This is a genomic window from Bacillus cereus group sp. BceL062 (assembly GCF_051780025.1).
GTDB lineage: Bacteria > Bacillota > Bacilli > Bacillales > Bacillaceae_G > Bacillus_A > Bacillus_A toyonensis.
In genome coordinates, this window is sequence record NZ_JBPWGY010000022.1 from 1 (window position 1) to 19,941 (window position 19,941).

The window sequence follows — 19,941 nt, forward strand, 5'->3', positions numbered from 1 at the left end:
CGTTGGTGGTATTGGTGTTATGAACATTATGCTCGTATCTGTAACAGAACGTACGCGCGAAATTGGAGTACGTAAAGCACTTGGAGCGACGCGTAGTAAAATTTTATTACAATTTTTAATTGAAGCAGTTATGTTAACGCTTCTAGGTGGTTTAATCGGAATTGGTCTTGGCTATGGCGGGGCATATATCGTTTCCACATTTGCGAAGTGGCCACCGCTCGTTTCATGGGAAGTTGTCGTTGGAGGAGTACTATTCTCTATGACACTTGGTATTGTTTTTGGATTAATTCCAGCAAACAAAGCTGCGAAATTAGATCCAATTGAAGCATTACGTTATGAGTAATTAATAGTGTAGTAGAACTACACATTACCGTTCTAGTGGGCGGTTCGTAGCCTCTTACAATGAGGAAGTGAACCGCCCGTTAGAACGGGTTATATAAATAGAAGGAGGCGTTATAATGGAAGCGAATTTGAATACGCAAAAGGTTGGCGGAGAGAAGCCATCATTATTTGGAATGATTACTTCTCCTGGTGTGCAGTTTGAGAGAATGAAGGCGAGCGAGAAAGTTTGGGGTATGTTCTTTTTAGTTGCGTTGTTACAAGGGCTTGTAGGTGGTTTGACAACATATGTTGTGAACACGTCACCTGAAATGGTTAAAATGCAGAAAGAATTAGGTGAACTTGCTGGTAAGGGTTCAATAACATCAGAAGTTATTTATGGAATTGGATCTGGTTTTGTTGGAGCGATGATTGGAGCGCTATTTGTCGCAGCTATTTATAAAGTATTTATGATGTTCTTTGGAAATGATACGTCTTATAAGAAGTTATTAACGATTGTTGTATATACTAATATTATTCTTATTATTGGTGGACTTATTAATGGTATTATAGCCCTAATTTTAGATGGTGGAGCAACCCAGTATACAAGTTTAGGACCATTATTTGATCAAGGTTCACTTGCATATGGAATAGGTAATACAATTGAATTGTTCTATTTATGGAATTTAGTTTTAATTTGGTTAGGATTACAAGTTACAGCTGGATTAAGTAAAGTGAAAGCAGCTATTCCAATTATTGTTTTATTCATTATTAAAGCGGCATTCTTAGCTGCATTTGTTGTGTTAATGGCAAAAATATTACCAAATATTCCTGTATAATATGATCTGACAAAAAAGGTGGCTCTCTAGAGTCACCTTTTTTATTTTTGCCCTTACTTCAAATACCACCAACAAAATTTCAAATACTGCCTAGTGTAATTTCAAATTCCTTCGGTAGTATTTGAAATTACTCACAGTGAAGTCTCTTCTTTATTTTTATATTGTAAAGGTACCGCGGAATAACAAAGAGGTATACCTTTTAGAAATAGGTACTATGTGAAGCCAGCGACTTTTACAGAGACGGTTGTTTTGTATGAGGGAATGATTGTAAATCAAATAAAAAAGTTAAGTATTTATCAAGATCATGAAGAGTATTATCAATGTGGTTTAATTGGTCTTTGGTATGCGTATGAAAGATATGAGGAGGGGAAAGGAAGTTTTCCTGCTTATGCGGTGATAACGGTACGTGGTTATATATTGGAAAGACTAAAGAAAGAATGCGTAATGCAGGAGAGGTATGTGTGCGTCGGAGAGTACGATGAACAATTTGAGTCTGAAGAAACGGGAATGAGAGCACAGGATTTTATGAGTGTGTTAAATAAGAGGGAGAGACACATTATTTCAGAACGATTTTTTGTAGGGAAAAAGATGGGAGAGATAGCCTGTGAAATGGGAATGACATATTATCAAGTGAGGTGGATATACCGGCAGGCACTTGAGAAAATGCGAGATAGTGTAAAAGGATAAAGAGAATAAATAGAATGGAAGATAAGAGAAAGATCACCTTCCATTCTATTTGTTTTAAGATAGTAAATGTGGCATGAGGTTTTATGAGTGTAGTGAATCTTGCATGTTCATTTGGGATAAGACATATCCAGCTTTCCATAATTGCTGACTTAACTTATGGGAACTAATTTGTATCGTTACGGTAAATCCGTTTGAGAAATGAATTTTAGCTTTTTTAGTTTTTTTGAAAAACTCTATTGTATGGATATGCTTGTAGAACAACCAAATACAGTTTGGAAAAGCGCAAATATATTCCTTATGATTAATTGGAATCGGAACGTTTTGTTTGAATTTAAAGTTTGCTTGGACTGCATTACGTCTGCCCTGATAAGTAGAATAAACATCTGTTAGACAAGATTTCTGTATGAGCTGGAGAGCGGTTTGGCGGGAGTAAAGATGCTTCCCGCTACTGTCGATAATTTTTGTACGGTAAGAGGGGTGCTTACATGGCTCTAACATCATTGTAGAACTAGAAATAAAAATATCATTTTCATTGTTCATTAGTATAATGCCTCCCTTGTAATTTTTATTCTGAATATAATTATATATAAATTTTGTAAAGTCACTATTAATATTCTGTTTTATATTGTAAATTTTAGTTATTCGTTTACAATCAACAGATGATAGTCTTTCTAATTTGCATCGCTTGTACATATATATGAAAATAGAAAAGAATAGGCGGTGATATAGCATGAAGAAAAAGTATATTATTATAGTTCTAGCTGTTGTTCTCCTAGTTTATTTAGCGAATAGTAATCCGAGTAAAGGAGAATATACGGATTGGGCAGCGAAGCAGTTTATGAAACGTAATGATGTAAGTAAGAAGCTAGATGAGGTTCAAAAAGAAAATGAAGAGGGTCTTCTTGGCGATTTAGCATCGGCAGGTAAGAAGTTGGCGAAAAAGTATGTTGAGCCACAAGTTGGATTATTAATCGACCATTATACAAAGCGAAATGATTATATTTTCTTCTCAACATATACGACTGATTTCGATTTAGGTGGAGAAAATTATAAATATGTATGCGTCGGTTTTTCAAAGATTTTTATTCCGATTGAAATGCCGAAGAAAAAAGACGAATCTGCAAAATAATGCAGATTCGTCTTTTTCGTTTATTCCGCTGTTTGTGGGCAGTCAGACTCCTATCTCAAAATTCGGCTGGAGAGAAGAAGTTAGTTGGGAGCCTTACTGCCTGTAACTGCCTGATTGGTGAAGGTTAATAATCAGTAGGGATGAACAAAATCCCCACTGATTAAAGTTTTACTTTATAGAGTAATTGGAACTTCGGATACATTTTTTTCTACGAGACGAGCTCCTTTTTTTCGGGTATTTTCATCAATTGATGAAAATACAGATGACGCAAGAATGGTATCCATTACTTGATTTACGACTTGTGCATCGACGGGTGTGATGGGCTTATCGATAGAAAAAACAACTGTTTTTCCATCTTCTTTCGTGAAAATCAATTCGAGTATTTGCATGCTTTATTCCCTCCTTATTATTTATACGTTAGCAAGATCTGAAGTACTTACAAGTTGTACAGCGTGAAGTGATGATTCTTGTAAGGAAGCAAGGGCACGAGCTACGTTGTGTACTTGCTCTAAGTTTGCATTTGTTTTAACGCGTTTAAATTGTTTGTTCTTCAAAGTTGTTTTTCCATTCTTATCTAATCCATTGTTTAATACAAGACGTAGAGTTAAATCCATTACGATTGTTTCAACTGCCATGTTTATCACCCCCTTTCACTTTATAAATAGGGGGCAAATGTCATGTTTTGGCGTGAAATTTTTTCTTTTTTTTGGTACTCTTAAAAGACTAAGAGAGGGGTTTCGGAAGAATGAATCGTAAATGGTTATTTTGGATTCCTGTATTACTATGGATGGGGCTTATCTTCTATTCCTCAGCACAACCATATAAAAAACAGGATATGCGCTCGGATATTGAACAATATGTAAATGTTGAGTTTGTGAAAGAGCATTTTTCATGGGTATCTATCGATTATGGTGGAGGTACACCTGTTAGTATTGCAAATAAAGGTGTGGGCGGATTTGTTGAATTTTTCCTTCGTAAAGGTGCTCATTTTATGGTGTTCTTCATGCTCGGTTCTTTGACGTATTATGCTTTTCATCGATCGGGTTGTTCGAGAAAAAGATGCTTTATATATGCCCTTCTTTTCGTTGCAGGGTATGCAACATTGGATGAAATCCATCAATGGTTTACGGGAGACCGTACACCGATGTGGCAAGATACATTACTTGATACGTGCGGCGGATTGACAGGAATTATAATAAGTAATTGGTTTTGGAATAGAAAAAGGAGCTAATCTCATTTCGAGATTTGCTCCTTTTGTTTATACACCAAGTAATTCTTTTAATTCGTCTGTTGATAGTTCAGTCATCCAACTATCACTTGTAATGACAGCATTGTTTAGTGATTGTTTTCGTTCTAACATTTCATCAATTTTCTCTTCTAATGTTCCTGTTGTAATAAGTTTGTGAACATGAACGAATCGTTTTTGACCAATACGATATGCACGGTCCGTTGCTTGATTTTCTACAGCTGGATTCCACCAACGATCGTAGTGAATGACATGATTAGCGGCAGTTAAGTTTAAGCCTGTTCCGCCAGCTTTTAAGGATAAGATGAAAATGTCATACGTTCCGTTTTGGAACTGTTCGATCATCTTATCACGCTCTTTCTTCGGCACACTGCCGTTTAAGAAGAGGACGCGCTGACCAAATGTTTCCTCTAATATGCTCTTTAGCATGTTTCCCATGCTGATGTATTGGGTAAAGATTAAACAGCTCTCATTCTGATCTTTAATATTTTCGATTAGTTCCATTACCGTTTTTGTTTTCATAGAACGTTCAACGATATCTTTCGGCTCTGTTTCTTTTAAATAAAGAGCAGGGTGATTGCAAATTTGTTTTAGTTTATTCAACATTAGTAATATGAACCCGCGACGTTCAATCCCGCTTAGCCCTTCAACATTTTGTAATGTATCTTGAACAAGTTGCTCGTATAAGGAAGCCTGTTCACCAGTTAGTGGGCAGTAAGCTTTCTGTTCCTGTTTATCTGGTAAGTTTAATGCGACTGTTTGATCTTTCTTCGTTCGACGCAGTAAAAATGGTGAGATAAAGCGTTGGACTTGTTGGATTTTTCTTTCATCACGGTCTTTTTCAATCGGTGTGACGAAGCGGCGCTGGAATTGTCCTAAACTGCCAAGATATCCATGATTAATAAAGTCGAAAATGGACCAAAGCTCGGCAAGTCGGTTTTCCATCGGTGTACCAGTTAAAGCAATTTTATGATTTGCCTGCAAGTTGCGTACTGCTTTCGACTGTTTCGTATGCGGGTTCTTAATATTTTGTGCTTCATCCAAAATAACAGCGTCCCAGCATAACGAAGTAAGTTCTTCCTCGTCAAGTTGAGCTAACGCATAAGACGTTAATACAACATCTGCTGATTGAAGAAAATCTTTAAATGAATCTCCCTTATCGCGGTTACTTCCATAATGTAATTGAACGCGTAAATTTGGTGCAAAACGCTCAAATTCTTTTTGCCAATTTCCAAGAACGGATGTCGGCGCCACGATTAATGCAGGACCTGTTTTGAGCTTGTTTTCTTTTACATATAGTAAGTAAGAGATCGTTTGAATACTTTTCCCAAGTCCCATATCGTCCGCTAATAATGCCCCAAATCCAAGTTGTCGTAAATATAATAACCATTCAATGCCGTGTTGCTGATACGGACGAAGTGTTGCGTTTAGTGAAGTAGGGACATCTACTTTTGGAATATCTCCAATATGGAGCAGCTTTTGGAATAGCTCTTCATAATATCCGTCTAGTTCGATTTCAATATCAGTAAACGGACTATCTTCTTCTACAATTTCTGTTTCAGCAGTGTTTGATAAATGTTGCTGGAGGACATCTTTCATTTCTAGTCCGTATTTATCGGCACGGTTCATTAGTTTTCTTACTTCTTCAATAAAGGCTGGATCCAGTCGCATCCATTGACCATTTATATTGAATAATCGTTTGTTTTGTTCAATGAGTTCGAAAAATTCGCTTTCCGATAAATCAATTCCGTTCGTTGAAATGCGCCAATCAAAATTAACGAGCGTATTCATGCCGAAGAAAGATTGTGTTTGTGCTGTGCTTTGCTTCAGCTGTACACGTAGCTTCGGTTTTGCTGCTTTTAAATTTTGCCACCATGATGGTAATAAAATTGTAATACCAGCTGCAAGTAACTCGTCACTTGCTTCTGTTAAGAAATTCCAAGCTTCCGTTTCAAACAGTTCTTTTCTGAACGTATCCCCTTCTTTTAGCCACGGCACGAGCTTACTAAAGCCTTCTTGCGTTTCCGTAATACGCTCTTCGTAATCGTGCCATCTTTTCGGTAAGGAATCGATGTTTTCATATACATATATGCGATGTGCCCCGCGCTTTGGTGCCACAATCGTTTCAAGCTTCCACATTTCAAATTCCTCTTGTGGTTCTTGCAGTCTTAGTCCAATTGTAAAGGGAAGGTCATCTTCAATGTAACCGATTTTTCGAAGCCAATCTTCTTCATGTAGCGCTGTTTCCAGCTGTCTTTTCGTAAAGTCGTAATGTTCGTATAGTCTCTTTGCATCTTCCCATCCGTCATTTGATCGGTTATCTTGCAATATACTTTCATTTACCGAGGTTGAGAAAAGCGTTGCTAATGTGTCATCTTCGATTGGTGTATTTTGAACTTTCCAAGATGGTTGTTTGGACCAACGTTCCATATCGGGTACGAAGCTACCGCTTACGAAGGCATCCCATAATTCATTTGCATCTTTCGTAAGTGCTGTAATAGGATCGTTCATTTGAATATGTGCAAAGGAGTTCATTGGTTTGTTTGCGATGTATTCAAATGCTTGTGCGTTTGTTAGCATAACACCTTGTTTCCCTTCAAAGGTTGCTTCTTTTAGAAACGTGCCATAGAAGGAAGTGGCGTGCCATGTAAATGCATTTCGTTTCCAACTTGTTACGGATAATGGAGTACCGCTGTCATCTTCGCCCCAAAGGAACCAACCTTGACTAACATGCTGGAGCCTAATTGTTACTTCAGTTTGATTGATCATCGATTAATTTTCCTTTCCGTAATTCCTCTTGTAGTGCACGAAGGCGTGAATGTAGATTGGCGATATGAATAATGAAAGCATCCCATTCATTGGTGCGTTTTAAACGTTTATATAATGTACGTAATTTCTTTAAGTAGCGAACTGCACGTCTATATGATTTACGGTTTCGTTCTTCAATGGCCTCTACAGCAGCAAGATGATAAAGAGGAAGTGCCGCTTCTGGCGCTTCTTTTTCAATATCTTTCAATGGCTCTTTCAATAGTTCAATTGCTTCAAATCCATATAAGAGATGAAGTTCGGACCATGTACGATACTGCTTCTTCGCGAGTACGTATTGTTCGTAGTTTGTGAAACTATACGGTAATAGTTCTTGTAAAATCATTTCGAATCCAGCCTGTTCATTTGTATGCGTTGCATATGTTTCGTACATGATTACAAATAACCGAACGATATCTTTTATGAAGATTGTATCCTCGTGCTCATGTATGGTTTTCTTTACTTGTTTATACGTAAACGAAAGCCAGTTTTTTCCGCGATCCCACTGCATGGCGCTTAATAGCTCTTCTAACCAATAGAAATAAAGACTTACAACAGAAGCAGGCTGTTTTTTTAGTAAGTCCATTGCTAGTAGGTCTTCGTCATTTAAAAAGAATAGATGAGAAGATGCTAATGCTTTGGAAAGTGGATTTATTTTCGTGTCAATTCGTTTTTCTTCTTCTTGCAGTTGATCTTTATTGTTTAACAGTTCACTCCATATGTGACGATAAATGAAAAATCGCTCTTGCGTATAAGAGTCGGTAGAGAAGAATACTTCATGAACGAGACGAGCTGTTTCTTGCAAAATGATTTCAGACTCTGAAGGAATCGCTTCTGATTGTAAGTCCCGAACGATGGATTCCACTTTATCTACAAATAGGCGAACGACGTTAACAGGTTGGTGATAAGAATACGTTTTATTTACTTCGAATGCCTGAATTTCTTCTAATAATTTTTGAAAGCAATAAAGTGCCGCGTGTAGTCTGAACAATTCATGTATTGCAATGATACGCGGAGCTTTCCGCTCGAGTTTCGTATAGAAGTCTGTAAAAATACTCATAAGAAAATACATTTGTTTATAAGTAAGCCGAGCTTGTTCTTTTTTAAATGATTCAAATTCGTTGTCAAAATATGATTGCCAACTTTTATAATCCGTTTCTTCAAAAGCTGATGATTGCAATACTTGTCTTGCAGTTCGAATAGGAGGAAGAGAAGGTTTCGTATTATTTTTAAATAAAGTTAATACATCTCCTACTTGCCCGAAACTAGACGCTGCAGATAGTAACACAGCGAGCATATGCTCACATTGCGTTGGTGCGAAGCAATCGCAATAGCTTTCAGCGACGTTACGAATCGGGATATGAACGCTATATACGCTGCCTTCAGCATCTACAGTTCCTGATAGCGTGTAACCATCAAAGTCAACGTTGTAGACAACACCACTACGATATAGGTGCCGAGCTGTAGCGACATGTTCCTGATCAGCTGTTTGCTGTGGATCTAGTCCTTGAACGAACTCATTCGCAATCATCATAATTTCATCTTTCGTAATTGAGTGTTGCAGCATAATATTCCTCCGTACACATATTTCTTTCCTTTACCATTATAAACAAAAAATGCTCAAAACAGAAAAAATGAAATTTAGATTATCATATTGTAACTGTGAATGGGAAGATGCTGTATCATTCTTTTGGTACAAATAATACGTTGAAACCAGGGGAAGTATCTGGTCCGACTCGTTAACGTAAGAAAGACTATCTCTTGTAATTGAGATAGTCTTTTTGCGGTCAGAAGCGTGTCTGCTTTAATGTCGCTTGTACATACGGATCATTTACTATTTGTTCGACTAGCGGTAGCATTGCTTGTTCGAATGGAATATCGATAGGAAATGGCTTTTGTGAGCCTGGTTTTATCCCGTATTGTACAATTTTGTAATGTATATTTCCTTCATGGCCGAGCACAATTAATTTATAGCGATTGTCATCGCCGGCGAGTGAAAAATCAATGGAAGTAGCATCATATGTTACTTCGTCTTTATATATATAAGGTTTTGGTGTACCAATCCAGTCTACTTTTGCTTGTACATTCATGATAATAGCCTCCTCATAGCTATTATAAATAAATAAAAGCCAGCTCTCAACAAAGAGAACCGGCTGTAATTTAGCAGTCATTGGTTATTTTAAAATTTTCACTTTAACAGTTTTGCGTCCCCATTTTTGGGCAGCGCTATCTGATCCAAGTAGAATGTCGATACGGTTACCTTTAATTGCACCGCCAGTATCTCCAGCGATAGCTTCTCCATAACCTTCAACCCATACTTTAGATCCTAATGGGATTACTTTCGGGTCAACAGCGATCATTTTCATGTTTGGATTCGCAGTTAAATCATGACCCATTGCAGTTAATACACGGCCGCCATATGTGCCACCGTTTTCGCTCGGGTGAGCTGTATATGCTGTAGCTACAACTGTTAACTCACGACCACCAGAAGGTTCGCTAGTTTCAGCAGCTTTCACAGCAGGCTTAGTAGCTGGTTTTGCTTGTGCTACAGGTGCTTGAGCTTTAGCTGGTGCTGCAGCTTTAGCAGGAGCTGGTGTTTCTTGTTTCTCAATAACAGGTGCTGTACCTGTTAAGAAAGGAACATGAACATAAGCTGTTTTCCCGTTATATTCAAATTGTAACCACTCATTTTGTACTTGGTTCGTTGTTTCGATCATATCGTCCTTCTTCAACGTTCCAAGAATTTCTGAGTTTGTGTTCGCTTCAGCACGTACGTTTAATACGTTAGCTGTTACGTAGTAGATGCTTTTTGTGAACTCTGCACTTACGAATGCGTCTTTACCATCTAAAGTGATTTTTGACCATCCGTTCTCTGTATTTAGAACATCTATTTTATTACCGTTTAGTAATTTACCGACAACTTTTGATTCAGTAGTAGGGTTTTCGCGTACGTTTAGTACGTCTGTTGTTACAACAGTTTCTGCATTGGCAGATGATGTGAAAATCCCAAGACCAAAAACTGCTGCTGTTGCTATACCAATTAATTTTTTCATGATAGCCTCCATTGCGTTTGTTTTCGTGTCCTCATTATAGCAACAGATTTTTTCGGATTTGGGGAAAACACACAATTACAAACCATTCGTAATCAGTCGTTAACATCCTGTAATATAACAAAAAATATAGGAAAGCGTTTTTCATTCTATATGATTAGTAGGTTTCTAGTTATATTCAAAATATTTAATACAACATATTTTTTTCGGTGTAAATAAAAATGTTACGACAGTATTACAAAACGTTTACTATACAGTTACATTCCTTGAGTATTTTACCGTTTTATGGGTAATATAGTTATATAAACATAAACATTTCGTTTGTGAAGCTATAAACATGTGCTATATACTAGTAAAAAAACCGCATAATTGTTACAAGAAGAAAAGGTTGCAAGGAAGGAATTTGCCCTTTTTTACATATGTAACACATCCTTTTTTGGGAAAATACATTCCCATCCGCATTTTTCTCGCACAATTTGGCAGCAGTATTTCTACCTTGTAGCTCTTGCAGAGTGAAAAGGTTATACGGAAGGTAAGGCTGTCTATAAGAATTCTAATTGGTGAAGGTGAAAGTAAGAGATTTGAAAGAAAATCACCGCAAAAATTATAGTTTTCTATCCGATTTAACATATCGGAATTTATGTTATTTACAAAAGTGAAACCTACGAAGGGGGATTTGATGAGGAAACTGACAAAGACATTCATCGTTTCATTAACATTATGTATTGCATTTACAATTTGGGGGATTATTCCCGAATCTATTATTGGACAAGGTAGCCTAGGACATGTAACAACTGCAATTCAAACTGCACTAGTTAGTAAGTTTGGATGGTTTTATATTATTTCTGTTTCTATCGTTTTAGGTGTGTCCATCTTTTTAATTGTCTCGAAATACGGTTCTATTCGTTTAGGTAAAGATGATGACGAACCTGATTATAGTTATATGACATGGTTTGCTATGTTATTTAGTGCTGGTATGGGTATCGGTTTAGTTTTCTGGGGTGTTGCGGAACCATTAAACCATTTATACGCACCTCCGTTTGGAGATGGTGCAACTGAGGAAAGTGCGCGTCTTGCACTGCGTTTTTCATTTTTCCATTGGGGATTACATCCTTGGGGACTATATGCGTTTGTAGCGTTATGTATTGCGTACTTCACTTTTAGAAAAGGAAAAGCAAGTACAATTAGTGCGACAGTAGGTCCGTTATTTAAGGGCGGGGAACATGGGCGTATTGCTCATTCATTTGATGTGTTAGCTGTGTTCGCGACTGTGTTTGGTGTTGCGACATCATTAGGTCTTGGGGCAAAACAAATTGCAGGTGGTGTTAGCTATTTAACATCTATCCCTAATTCATTAACGACACAGTTAGTTATTATCGCAATCGTAACAGTTCTTTTCATGTTATCTGCGCAAACCGGTCTTGATAAAGGAATTAAATATTTAAGTAATACGAACATTATTTTGGCATTTGCACTTATGATAATTGTATTATTTGCAGGTCCAACAAACTTTATTATGAATTACTTCACTTCAACGATTGGTTCTTACATTCAGGAATTGCCAGGCATGAGTTTCCGTTTAAGTCCATTGGATGAAGGCGGAAATCAATGGATCCAGTCTTGGACAATTTTCTATTGGGCATGGTGGATTGCATGGTCACCATTCGTAGGTACATTTATTGCTCGTGTGTCACGAGGGCGTACGATTCGTGAGTTTGTTATTGGTGTGTTACTTGTTCCGACCGTAATTGGTGCACTTTGGTTCTCTGTTTTCGGCGGGACTGGTATTCATATGGAGCTGTTTGGTGATGCGCATATCTTCGACAAAGTGAAAGAGATGGGAACAGAAGTAGGATTATTCGCTATGTTCGATCAGATGGGTAGCTTTGGATCAGCTTTATCAGTTTTAGGTATTCTACTTATTGCAACATTCTTTATTACATCAGCAGATTCTGCGACGTTTGTTTTAGGAATGTTAACGACGCATGGTAGTTTAAATCCACCGAACCGCATTAAAATGGTTTGGGGGATCGTTCTAGCCGCGATAGCTTCTACCTTATTATATGTTGGCGGATTAGAAGCATTGCAAACGGCAGCTATTATTGCGGCATTCCCATTCGTCTTTGTTATTTTCTTTATGATGGCAGCATTATTTAAAGAATTGCAAAAAGAAGGACGTATGAAGCAACATAAATAATAGAAGGAAAAGGGCTGATTTCATATCAGCCCTTTTTTATCCCTCTATTTGTGGCAGTAAGACACCCACCTCAAAATTCAGCAAAAGCAAAGAAGTTAAGTGGGGGATGAACAAAGCCCCACTGATTAAAGTTTCATTTTATATAGAAGAGATTTTAAATACAAATCAGGGAAATAAAATACTGTACTATATAAGTAGTATGCCTTTTATACGAAGAAAAAATGATAACTTTCGACAACATTCGATATTTTATGAATTCTTTTCATATTTTTGTCAAAAATATGTCGGAAATGTGTTGTCACTTTTATGTATATGTGCTATATTATTTCCTGTAAGCGATTTCAAATAGTTTTAAAGCGCATTCAAGGGGGACATCTAGAATAATGAAACGTTACGAAAGAAAGTGGAAGCATATTTGTTTGAAACGTGTGGCACATCGAAATGTGCAAGAAAGCACGGAACCTAAGACTGAAACGCGCAAAGATCAGCAAGAGAAGCAATTGGTTCTACAAAAATAGCAATCACTTTTTCGTATATAAATGAAGGTCGATCGTTCGTTGGGGGATGGACGTGAAATTACTTTCAGCTAAGGGGTATTGTCTGATATATAATTTATACGGCAATAAATAAGCACAGAGCATACGGCGCTCTGTGCTTATTTTTATTATTTATCTTTTTTGAATCGAACGGTTTTATCCCAGCCGATGACTTGTTTCTTGCTCTTTGCACGTAAGTATAAGATTAGACTGCGAATAAATAAATACGTGAAGAGCTGTGCGTACGTAAAGTACATGATGACGCTAATAAAAATATTCGTCGGTGTAAAGGTTCGTTCGACGCTCTGGGCACTAAATAATTGCGAAACATATGTAATATATGCAACATACCACATAAATAGTAACGGAATACTATATTGAATCTGGAATATCCCGAGTAGTCCAATGACAAACCAAACGTTTGAAATGATTAAAAATAGCCAAAATACGACATATACTAACACTTGCTGTAAGGAATGGACAAGAAGTTTCCCTTTAAAGAAACTTAATGAAGAAAACATCTTTTCTAAAATATAGAGATTTCCTTGGAGCCAACGTGTACGTTGTTTAATAAGAATTTTTAAATGCTCAGGTTCTTGTTCCCATGTAATCGATTCTGGAACGATTGGTAAGAGATAGCCTTTTTGTGTAATTCGTAATGTTAATTCAGCGTCTTCTGCAATTGCATAAGGATCATAGCCACCAAGCTCTTCTAAGGCAGAGCGACGAAGAAGCATGTTCGTTCCTGTTAGTGAACCTGTTTGGAATAGTAACCAGCGTCCAGATTGCATAAGGAGCTGGAAGATTTGAAACTCTAGTGAAATCATTCGTGTCAGCCAGTTTCTGTTTTCATTGACTGTACGAACGTGTCCAACAGCCCCAACGGCATCTTTGGTTGTTTCAGCATGTTCGACAAGCATTCGCAGAGCATGTGGTTCAGGTTGATTGTCTGCATCGTAAACGCAGAAATATTCACCATTCGAAATACTAAGCCCATAGTTTAATACACGTGATTTTCCTTTTGGTTCACCAGGCGGGACACGAATGTGACGGATATGAGCATAAGCTTTGTCAAAGTCGTCACCAATTTCAGGTGTTTCATCCTGAGAATTATCGTTTAATAAATAAACAGTTAGTTTGCCTGGATATTCAATCTTTGCCATCGCCTCTAATGTATCTTTAATAACGACCCCTTCATTATGGGCGGGTATTAAAATATCAACGCTCGGATAATGTTCTAGCGTACGATCTTTTCGTTTACTATTTCGGTGAATTAAGCCTGCGAGTGTTAAGAAAGAATAATAAACGAGTAAGCCAGAGAATAGAAAGGCTGTAAAAATAAGTACGTATTTAATTGAAAATGCGATGCTAATCCAAAAAACGAGTACACAGAATAAAAGAAATAAAAGGAGTATAACAAGCGTCATCATAATAATGTCGGTCCTTTACTTCCGATTTGCTCTCGCGAAATTTTTATATCTTGAATTGCTTCAGCAGCAAGCCATTGCCCCATTTTTGGCTGTAGGCGGTTCATTACGATGTTAGCACCGGCTTCATTTGTGTTTTGTAGTAAAATAACCAGTGTATTGCTATCGTATTCAGCAGCAAGGTCAAAGTCATTTCTTATCGTTTCAACTAATAATGAAGCTACACGGTCCATGACGCTTTTTTTCGTGTATTTACTAAAGGAAGCGAAATCGAAGTAAATGATAATACCTGATTCATTGCGACGATTCATTGCATTTATTAATAATGCTTGTCTTCTTTCGAATTCTTGTCTCGTTAATAATTTTGATTCTCCAATGTATTGTTCTAGCGTTCTCACACGTTCAGTTAATTCTTTATTCTCATGAATAACTTTCTTTAATAGATGTGTTGAGATATAAACGATGAAGAAGTTTGCTACCATCAGGAAGTGAGTAATAATGTACTCCCATTGATCTGATGTACTCCATAAGTAAAGCCACGCTTGATAGAATAAATAGAATACCGAAATAATGGTTCCCAATATGAAGAAAACAAATGCGGTTTTATCAGGCAAAAATAGAAATAGTACATTAACGATTACATATATAATTGTAAAAATGAGAGCATGCTCATAATGCGTCACATGTACAGTTGTAAAATAAAATAAAATTTGTAAAATCCACATAGAGAAGACTTTATAGAAATTATTTTTCACAAAACTTTCCTCCTTAAAGGTAATTCAGGCAAGGATACTTGTAGTATGCGCAATTAATAAGAATTAGACCATGTAACTGCAATTCTTTTTTAATAGAACAAAATGAAGTAGTATCTCCCTTGCACAAGAAAAAATAAACAGACTTACTAATTATTGTATCATAATGTTTTTATATTTTATCATAAAGTATTTTATATATATAAAAAATACATTTATACATGCAAAAAAATCTCCTCTTTGGAAAGAGGAGATTTGATATAAATTTATAGGAACATCATACCTGCAACTGCTGCGTTTAAGAAGTTCGCTAGTGTACCAGCGATAACTGCTTTAATCCCTAATTGTGCAATTTGTTTACGGCGAGTAGGAGCTAACGTTCCAGTTACACCTAATTGAATTGCAATAGAAGAGAAGTTTGCGAATCCACAGATTGCGAATGTTAAAATCAGATTTGTTTTTGCAGAGAACTCTGCCATATGTGGTCCTAAGTTTGCATATGCAACGAATTCGTTGATTGCAAGTTTTTGACCGATAAAGCTTGCTGCTTGTATAGCTTCACCTGGAGAAACCCCGATTAAGATTGCAAATGGTGATAATAAGTAACCAAAGATTAAATCTAGGCTAAGTTTAATATCGAACCAAGAACCAACCCATCCTAATAATCCATTTAATAAAGCGATTAATGCGATGAAAGCCATTAACATTGCTGCTACGTTAATAACAAGTTGCATACCTTCAGATGCACCACGTGCAGCTGCATCAATAACGTTTGCGTCTTCACGTTCTGTAGAAAGCTCAACGTTATTATCTACTTCTTCTGTTTCTGGCATAATTAATTTTGCAATTAATAAACTTGATGGAGCTGCCATAATTGCTGCTGCTAATAAGTGTTCTAACGGAATTCCCATCGCTGCATAGCCGACAAGAACTGACCCGGCAACAGCCGTCATACCACTTACCATAATAGTGAAGAACTCACTATTTGTTAAGCGTGCTAAGTAAGGTTTGATTAAGATTGGTGCCTCAGTCTGTCCTAAAAATACAGTTGTTACTGAGTTTAAACTTTCTGCTTTAGAAGTTCCAAGAAGTTTACTTAATGCACCACCAACGACACTAACAAATTTCTGCATAATACCGAAATGATATAAGATTGCTACTAATGAACTAATAAATACAATTGGAAGTAGTGCTTGAATAAAGAAGACAAATCCCCAAGGGCCTTTTGCGTTGACTAAATCCCCAGCAACGAACTTAATTCCCTCGTAAGAAAAATTAATTAATCCTTGAACACCATCAGCAGCGTGTTTTAAACCTGCTTTTCCGGCATCCCATCGTAATACGATAAATGAAAATGACATTTGTAATGCTAGCGCGATTAAAATTGTGCGCCAATTAATAGCTTTGCGGTTGGAAGATAGTAAAAAAGCAATTGCTAATACTCCAATCACGCCGCCAATTCCCCATAAAAGATTCATGCAGTGTATGCTCCTTCCTCATAGTAAAAAAGTGTATAAACCAGTTGTCTATACTTTTGCGAATATAACATCTTAAGTAACTTATCATAATGGACATCGGAGGTCAAACGTCTAACGAAAAGTTTAAATAAAAAGAAAATTCTTCAAAAAAACACATATGAAATGAATAGACATGAAATAGGTTATGTTTTTTGTGGGAATATATTCATTGTGATAACGTTTTGAATGATTTTTATAGAATATAGTGTACGAAATAGGGAAATGAACGCATAATTTTTGTGTGGAGAGAGAACGAAAGGGGATTACTATATTGAGTTCTTTAAAAAAGAGCCTTCTAGTAATCTAGAAGGCTCTGAAACTATAACTTAAGGTGCTTTCGTATAACCTAAGAAGTGACTCTTCCAATAAGAGTTACTTAGTGAAGCGATTGCTACCCCTTTATCTCCAGCTTGGATAAATGATCCGCCCCCAAGATAAATACCGATGTGAGAAGGTCCTGCTGTATAAGTATTTTGGAAATAAATTAAGTCACCGGGTTGTGGATTTGAAGTTTCCGGTAAGCTATTCCAATATCCTGCAACATTTGTACGGCTAATTTTATGACCAAATTTCTTATATACGTGGTAGATGTAACCACTGCAGTCAACACCGTTAGCAGAACTACCGCCCCAAACGTATGGTACGCCTTGCATTGATTTTGCATATGCAAGAATGGCAGAAACATCACCGCTATTATTGCCTGTATTGTTGTTATTGCTTGTATTATTGTTATTTTGATTAGTATTGTTGTTAGGCTTATTATCTACTGCGCCACCAACTGGTGTTTTAGATAGGAAACGTGTTCCGATATAACCATTTTGGCCATTGTAGTTAATTTTGCTCCATCCAGAGTTTTCAGAGATTACTTGAACCTTCTGTCCTTGTGGAAGTGCACCTAGGATTCTATAATTTGTACCTTCGCCACTACGTACATTTAGTGCAGAAGCATTAATGTAGTAGTCACCAATTGCACCTTGGTTAGGCTTTTCAGGTTGTTTCGGCTGTTCAGGAGTAGTAGTGCCACCTTTAACGAACTTTACAAATTCGCTACTAACAAAGCCAGTGTTCCCTTGATAGTTTACTTTGAACCATCCGTTTTCAGATCCAACTACGTTTAATGTTGTACCGTTTAACACGCCACCAATTACACTATGGTAAGCTGCAGGGCCTGTACGAACGCGTAAAGATGTTGCGTTAACAACGTAAGTGCCACCAGTTTGAACAGTTACGTTATTGTTTTGATTATTATTTTGGTTGTTGCCTTGTGTAACGTTTTCGTTAGAACCGCCTTTTGTTAAGTAGTCTTTGCTTACGTAAGCAGCTTGCCCTGCATAATTGATTTTGAACCAATCTTGAACTTCGCCAACAACTTGTACTACTTGTCCTTTTGTAATAGAAGCTATAGTTGTGTGAGAAGTGCTAGGACCTGTACGAACACGAAGGGAAGATACATTTACTGTATAGTTTCCGCTTGCTGGTTGTACAGTTTGTTGATTCGTATCGTTTGTAGCTCCTGTATTTGCAGAAACACCTGATACGAATTGGCCACTAACGTAACCAGTTTGTCCATTGTGGTTGATTTTCACCCAACCATTTTCTTGACCAATTACGTTTAATGTTTGTCCTTCATATACACGTCCTGAAACAGAACTAGAAGTGTTAGGAGCTGTACGTACACGTAATACATCGGCAGTAACTTTATTCTTTCCACCTGTTGTACTTACATTAGAATTACTTGCTCCATTTTTTGATACAAATTCGCCACTGACAAAGCCAGTTTTTCCATTATGGTTAATTTTGAACCAACCATTTTCTTCGCCAATCACGTCTAATGATTGACCGTTATAAACACGAGAGATGATATCGTGAGAAGTGCTTGATCCTGCACGAACATGTAATACACTAGTATTTACCGTGTAAGATGAAGTGTTAGATGCAGAAGCTTGTACAGTTTGTGTAGCAGCTTTTTGTGTATTTTGTTCCGGGGCAGCTTGCACGCTATCAAGTGTAGGGGCTGCTCCTCCTGCTACAGACACTGCCGCAAGACCGGCAAGGTATTTTTTCATAGTTTGTCGATTCCTTTCTGTCTGTAATGTAGTGAAGAAAAATTTACCAACTATTAAAAATTCTAAAAGGCATGTCGACTACTGTCAAGACTTATGCGGGAAACTGAATGTGACAAAAAGATTACAAGAAAAAAATCAAGGCATGAATTTCTACCTTGATTTTGATTTAAATACATATATTAACATTAGAGGGGATGGTAATTATTCGTATTTAAGAAGATGGTGTGTTCGATTTTAAAAGGCTTTGAGAAAATGATTTTTGTATTGTTTTTGTAATGGGGCCAACTTGACCATCTTGAATCGCAGCTCCATCAAGGTGAGTCATCGGTAAGATTTCAATCGTCGTGCCTGTAAAGAAACATTCATCGGCTTGGTAAACGTCACGAATGCTAAAAAGTTCTTCTTGTACAGGAATGTGAAGAGTATTAGCTAAAGAAAGGACATACTGACGAATAATTCCGTTTAAAATAAGATGATTGGCTGGATGTGTGTAGAGTGTTCCATTTTTAATTAAAAAGAAGTTGGAACGGCTACCTTCAGTTACAATACCATTTCGTACGAGAAGGGCTTCTTTACAACCTTTGCGTTCAGCTTTCGTAGCAGCTAATACATTTGGTAGTAAATTTAATGATTTAATATCACAGCGAAGCCAGCGAGTATCTGGTTCTGATATAGCACGTACACCATATTCAATCCATAAAGCCGGTCTTTCCTTTTTTGTGATATAGGCATAGATTGTCGGGGGAATGTCATATGAGAATGCATGAGTACGAGCTTGTACACCGCGAGATACTTGCAAATAAATGGTTCCATCTTCGTAGAAATTATTACTTTCAATGAGTTTGTAAAGTAAGGTGATGAGCTCTGCTTTTGAGAAAGGGAGCGATAATTCTATTTCTTCTAGGGAGCGATATAGTCTTGTTATGTGCGGATCTAATAAGTGAAAGTTTCCGTTGTAGAGCCGCATTACCTCGTAGACACCATCTCCAAATTGCAAGCCTCTTTCTTCTAGTTCTATGTATGTTTTTTGTTTTGTTGTATCAATAACTGCATCATTCCAAAGTACAAATCTTTCATATGCCAATTTCCATCCCATCCTTTCGTAAGTACTGAAGTAAGGTGAAACTTTGATTAATCGAGCTTATACGGTTAGACCACCCATATGATTTTTGAATCCGGCCAAATTTTGAAGTGGGATTCCTATTGCTAGTTAACGCGGCATAAAATCGCTATAGTAATTTTTATGTTAGCAATACTCTACATATGACGTATATGTATTTGTAAATAATAGGGAAGTAATAGAGATTTATAGCATTTTGTATATACAAATTCGAAAATAAGAAATAATAATCCTGCCTATAAATAAAAAAAA

Annotated in this window: 19 protein-coding genes; 7 read left to right on the forward strand and 12 right to left on the reverse strand. The window is 36.9% G+C overall.

All coding sequences use genetic code 11. From position 1 onward, the window contains the following. From ACS2MN_RS29630 to ACS2MN_RS29640, 3 genes are all read left to right on the forward strand, one after another. On the forward strand, positions 1-343 hold a 343-nt coding region (locus tag ACS2MN_RS29630), incomplete at its 5' end, for an ABC transporter permease (protein ID WP_438894895.1). A gap of 115 nt (positions 344-458) precedes the next feature. Continuing rightward, positions 459-1,157 carry a Yip1 family protein gene (locus ACS2MN_RS29635; RefSeq protein ID WP_346995083.1) on the forward strand — a complete coding sequence of 233 codons (699 nt, stop codon included), beginning with the start codon at positions 459-461 and terminating at the stop codon, positions 1,155-1,157. A gap of 216 nt (positions 1,158-1,373) precedes the next feature. Beyond that, positions 1,374-1,844 carry a sigma-70 family RNA polymerase sigma factor gene (locus tag ACS2MN_RS29640; protein WP_000801309.1) on the forward strand — a complete coding sequence of 157 codons (471 nt, stop codon included), beginning with the start codon at positions 1,374-1,376 and terminating at the stop codon, positions 1,842-1,844. Between the two features lie 81 nt (positions 1,845-1,925). Here the strand turns inward: ACS2MN_RS29640 and ACS2MN_RS29645 are convergent, their stop codons facing one another. Continuing rightward, positions 1,926-2,384: a competence protein ComK gene (locus ACS2MN_RS29645; RefSeq protein ID WP_438894896.1), complete on the reverse strand. Its 459-nt coding sequence runs from the start codon at positions 2,382-2,384 to the stop codon at positions 1,926-1,928. Positions 2,385-2,574: 190 nt separating this feature from the next. Here ACS2MN_RS29645 and ACS2MN_RS29650 point away from each other — a divergent pair, with 190 nt between their 5' ends. Beyond that, entirely contained in the window at positions 2,575-2,973 is a 399-nt protein-coding gene (locus ACS2MN_RS29650; protein WP_000731398.1) for a DUF4359 domain-containing protein, read from the forward strand. 173 nt (positions 2,974-3,146) lie between these two features. Here ACS2MN_RS29650 and ACS2MN_RS29655 read toward each other — a convergent pair whose 3' ends face one another. Together ACS2MN_RS29655 and ACS2MN_RS29660 are read right to left on the reverse strand one after the other, a co-directional pair. After that, a complete protein-coding gene (locus ACS2MN_RS29655) occupies positions 3,147-3,362 on the reverse strand; it encodes a DUF2922 domain-containing protein (RefSeq protein WP_001166222.1) in 216 nt (71 codons plus the stop codon). A gap of 21 nt (positions 3,363-3,383) precedes the next feature. Next, a complete protein-coding gene (locus tag ACS2MN_RS29660; protein WP_000257697.1) occupies positions 3,384-3,608 on the reverse strand; it encodes a DUF1659 domain-containing protein in 225 nt (74 codons plus the stop codon). A gap of 110 nt (positions 3,609-3,718) precedes the next feature. Between ACS2MN_RS29660 and ACS2MN_RS29665 the strand changes: the two genes are divergently transcribed. After that, positions 3,719-4,204: a VanZ family protein gene (locus ACS2MN_RS29665; protein ID WP_001080720.1), complete on the forward strand. Its 486-nt coding sequence runs from the start codon at positions 3,719-3,721 to the stop codon at positions 4,202-4,204. Positions 4,205-4,231: 27 nt separating this feature from the next. Here the strand turns inward: ACS2MN_RS29665 and ACS2MN_RS29670 are convergent, their stop codons facing one another. The 4 genes from ACS2MN_RS29670 to ACS2MN_RS29685 form a co-directional block, all read right to left on the reverse strand. Further along, the gene (locus ACS2MN_RS29670; protein ID WP_098820147.1) at positions 4,232-6,988 is read right to left on the reverse strand and encodes a DEAD/DEAH box helicase; all 2,757 of its coding nucleotides are present in this window, start codon (positions 6,986-6,988) and stop codon (positions 4,232-4,234) included. Further along, entirely contained in the window at positions 6,972-8,591 is a 1,620-nt protein-coding gene (locus ACS2MN_RS29675) for an SWIM zinc finger family protein (protein WP_098805841.1), read from the reverse strand. The genes ACS2MN_RS29670 and ACS2MN_RS29675 overlap by 17 nt, the downstream gene beginning before the upstream one ends. Before the next feature lie 220 nt (positions 8,592-8,811). Further along, on the reverse strand, positions 8,812-9,114 hold the full coding sequence (locus tag ACS2MN_RS29680; RefSeq protein WP_001102519.1) for a DUF3910 family protein: 303 nt from the start codon (positions 9,112-9,114) through the stop codon (positions 8,812-8,814). Positions 9,115-9,198: 84 nt separating this feature from the next. After that, positions 9,199-10,077, reverse strand: coding sequence for a cell wall-binding protein EntA (locus tag ACS2MN_RS29685; RefSeq protein WP_098805842.1), 879 nt, complete (start codon positions 10,075-10,077; stop codon positions 9,199-9,201). 676 nt (positions 10,078-10,753) lie between these two features. Between ACS2MN_RS29685 and opuD the strand changes: the two genes are divergently transcribed. Beyond that, positions 10,754-12,271: a glycine betaine transporter OpuD gene (gene opuD, locus ACS2MN_RS29690; protein WP_098805843.1), complete on the forward strand. Its 1,518-nt coding sequence runs from the start codon at positions 10,754-10,756 to the stop codon at positions 12,269-12,271. 383 nt (positions 12,272-12,654) lie between these two features. After that, positions 12,655-12,789, forward strand: coding sequence for a hypothetical protein (locus ACS2MN_RS29695; RefSeq protein ID WP_000833064.1), 135 nt, complete (start codon positions 12,655-12,657; stop codon positions 12,787-12,789). A 146-nt stretch (positions 12,790-12,935) separates the two neighbouring features. Here the strand turns inward: ACS2MN_RS29695 and ACS2MN_RS29700 are convergent, their stop codons facing one another. The 5 genes from ACS2MN_RS29700 to ACS2MN_RS29720 form a co-directional block, all read right to left on the reverse strand. Continuing rightward, positions 12,936-14,237 carry a glycosyltransferase family 2 protein gene (locus ACS2MN_RS29700; protein WP_000988738.1) on the reverse strand — a complete coding sequence of 434 codons (1,302 nt, stop codon included), beginning with the start codon at positions 14,235-14,237 and terminating at the stop codon, positions 12,936-12,938. Further along, entirely contained in the window at positions 14,234-14,989 is a 756-nt protein-coding gene (locus ACS2MN_RS29705; protein WP_000794325.1) for a GGDEF domain-containing protein, read from the reverse strand. Before ACS2MN_RS29705 ends, ACS2MN_RS29700 begins: the two co-directional genes overlap by 4 nt. A gap of 263 nt (positions 14,990-15,252) precedes the next feature. Then, positions 15,253-16,464, reverse strand: a complete 1,212-nt coding sequence (locus ACS2MN_RS29710) for a NupC/NupG family nucleoside CNT transporter (protein ID WP_001051017.1) — start codon at positions 16,462-16,464, stop codon at positions 15,253-15,255. A 365-nt stretch (positions 16,465-16,829) separates the two neighbouring features. Further along, positions 16,830-18,569, reverse strand: coding sequence for a C40 family peptidase (locus ACS2MN_RS29715; RefSeq protein ID WP_087950881.1), 1,740 nt, complete (start codon positions 18,567-18,569; stop codon positions 16,830-16,832). A gap of 211 nt (positions 18,570-18,780) precedes the next feature. Then, positions 18,781-19,665 (reverse strand): D-amino-acid transaminase, encoded by an 885-nt coding sequence (locus ACS2MN_RS29720; RefSeq protein ID WP_002060282.1) that lies wholly within the window; start codon positions 19,663-19,665, stop codon positions 18,781-18,783. Between the last annotated feature and the right edge of the window lie 276 nt (positions 19,666-19,941).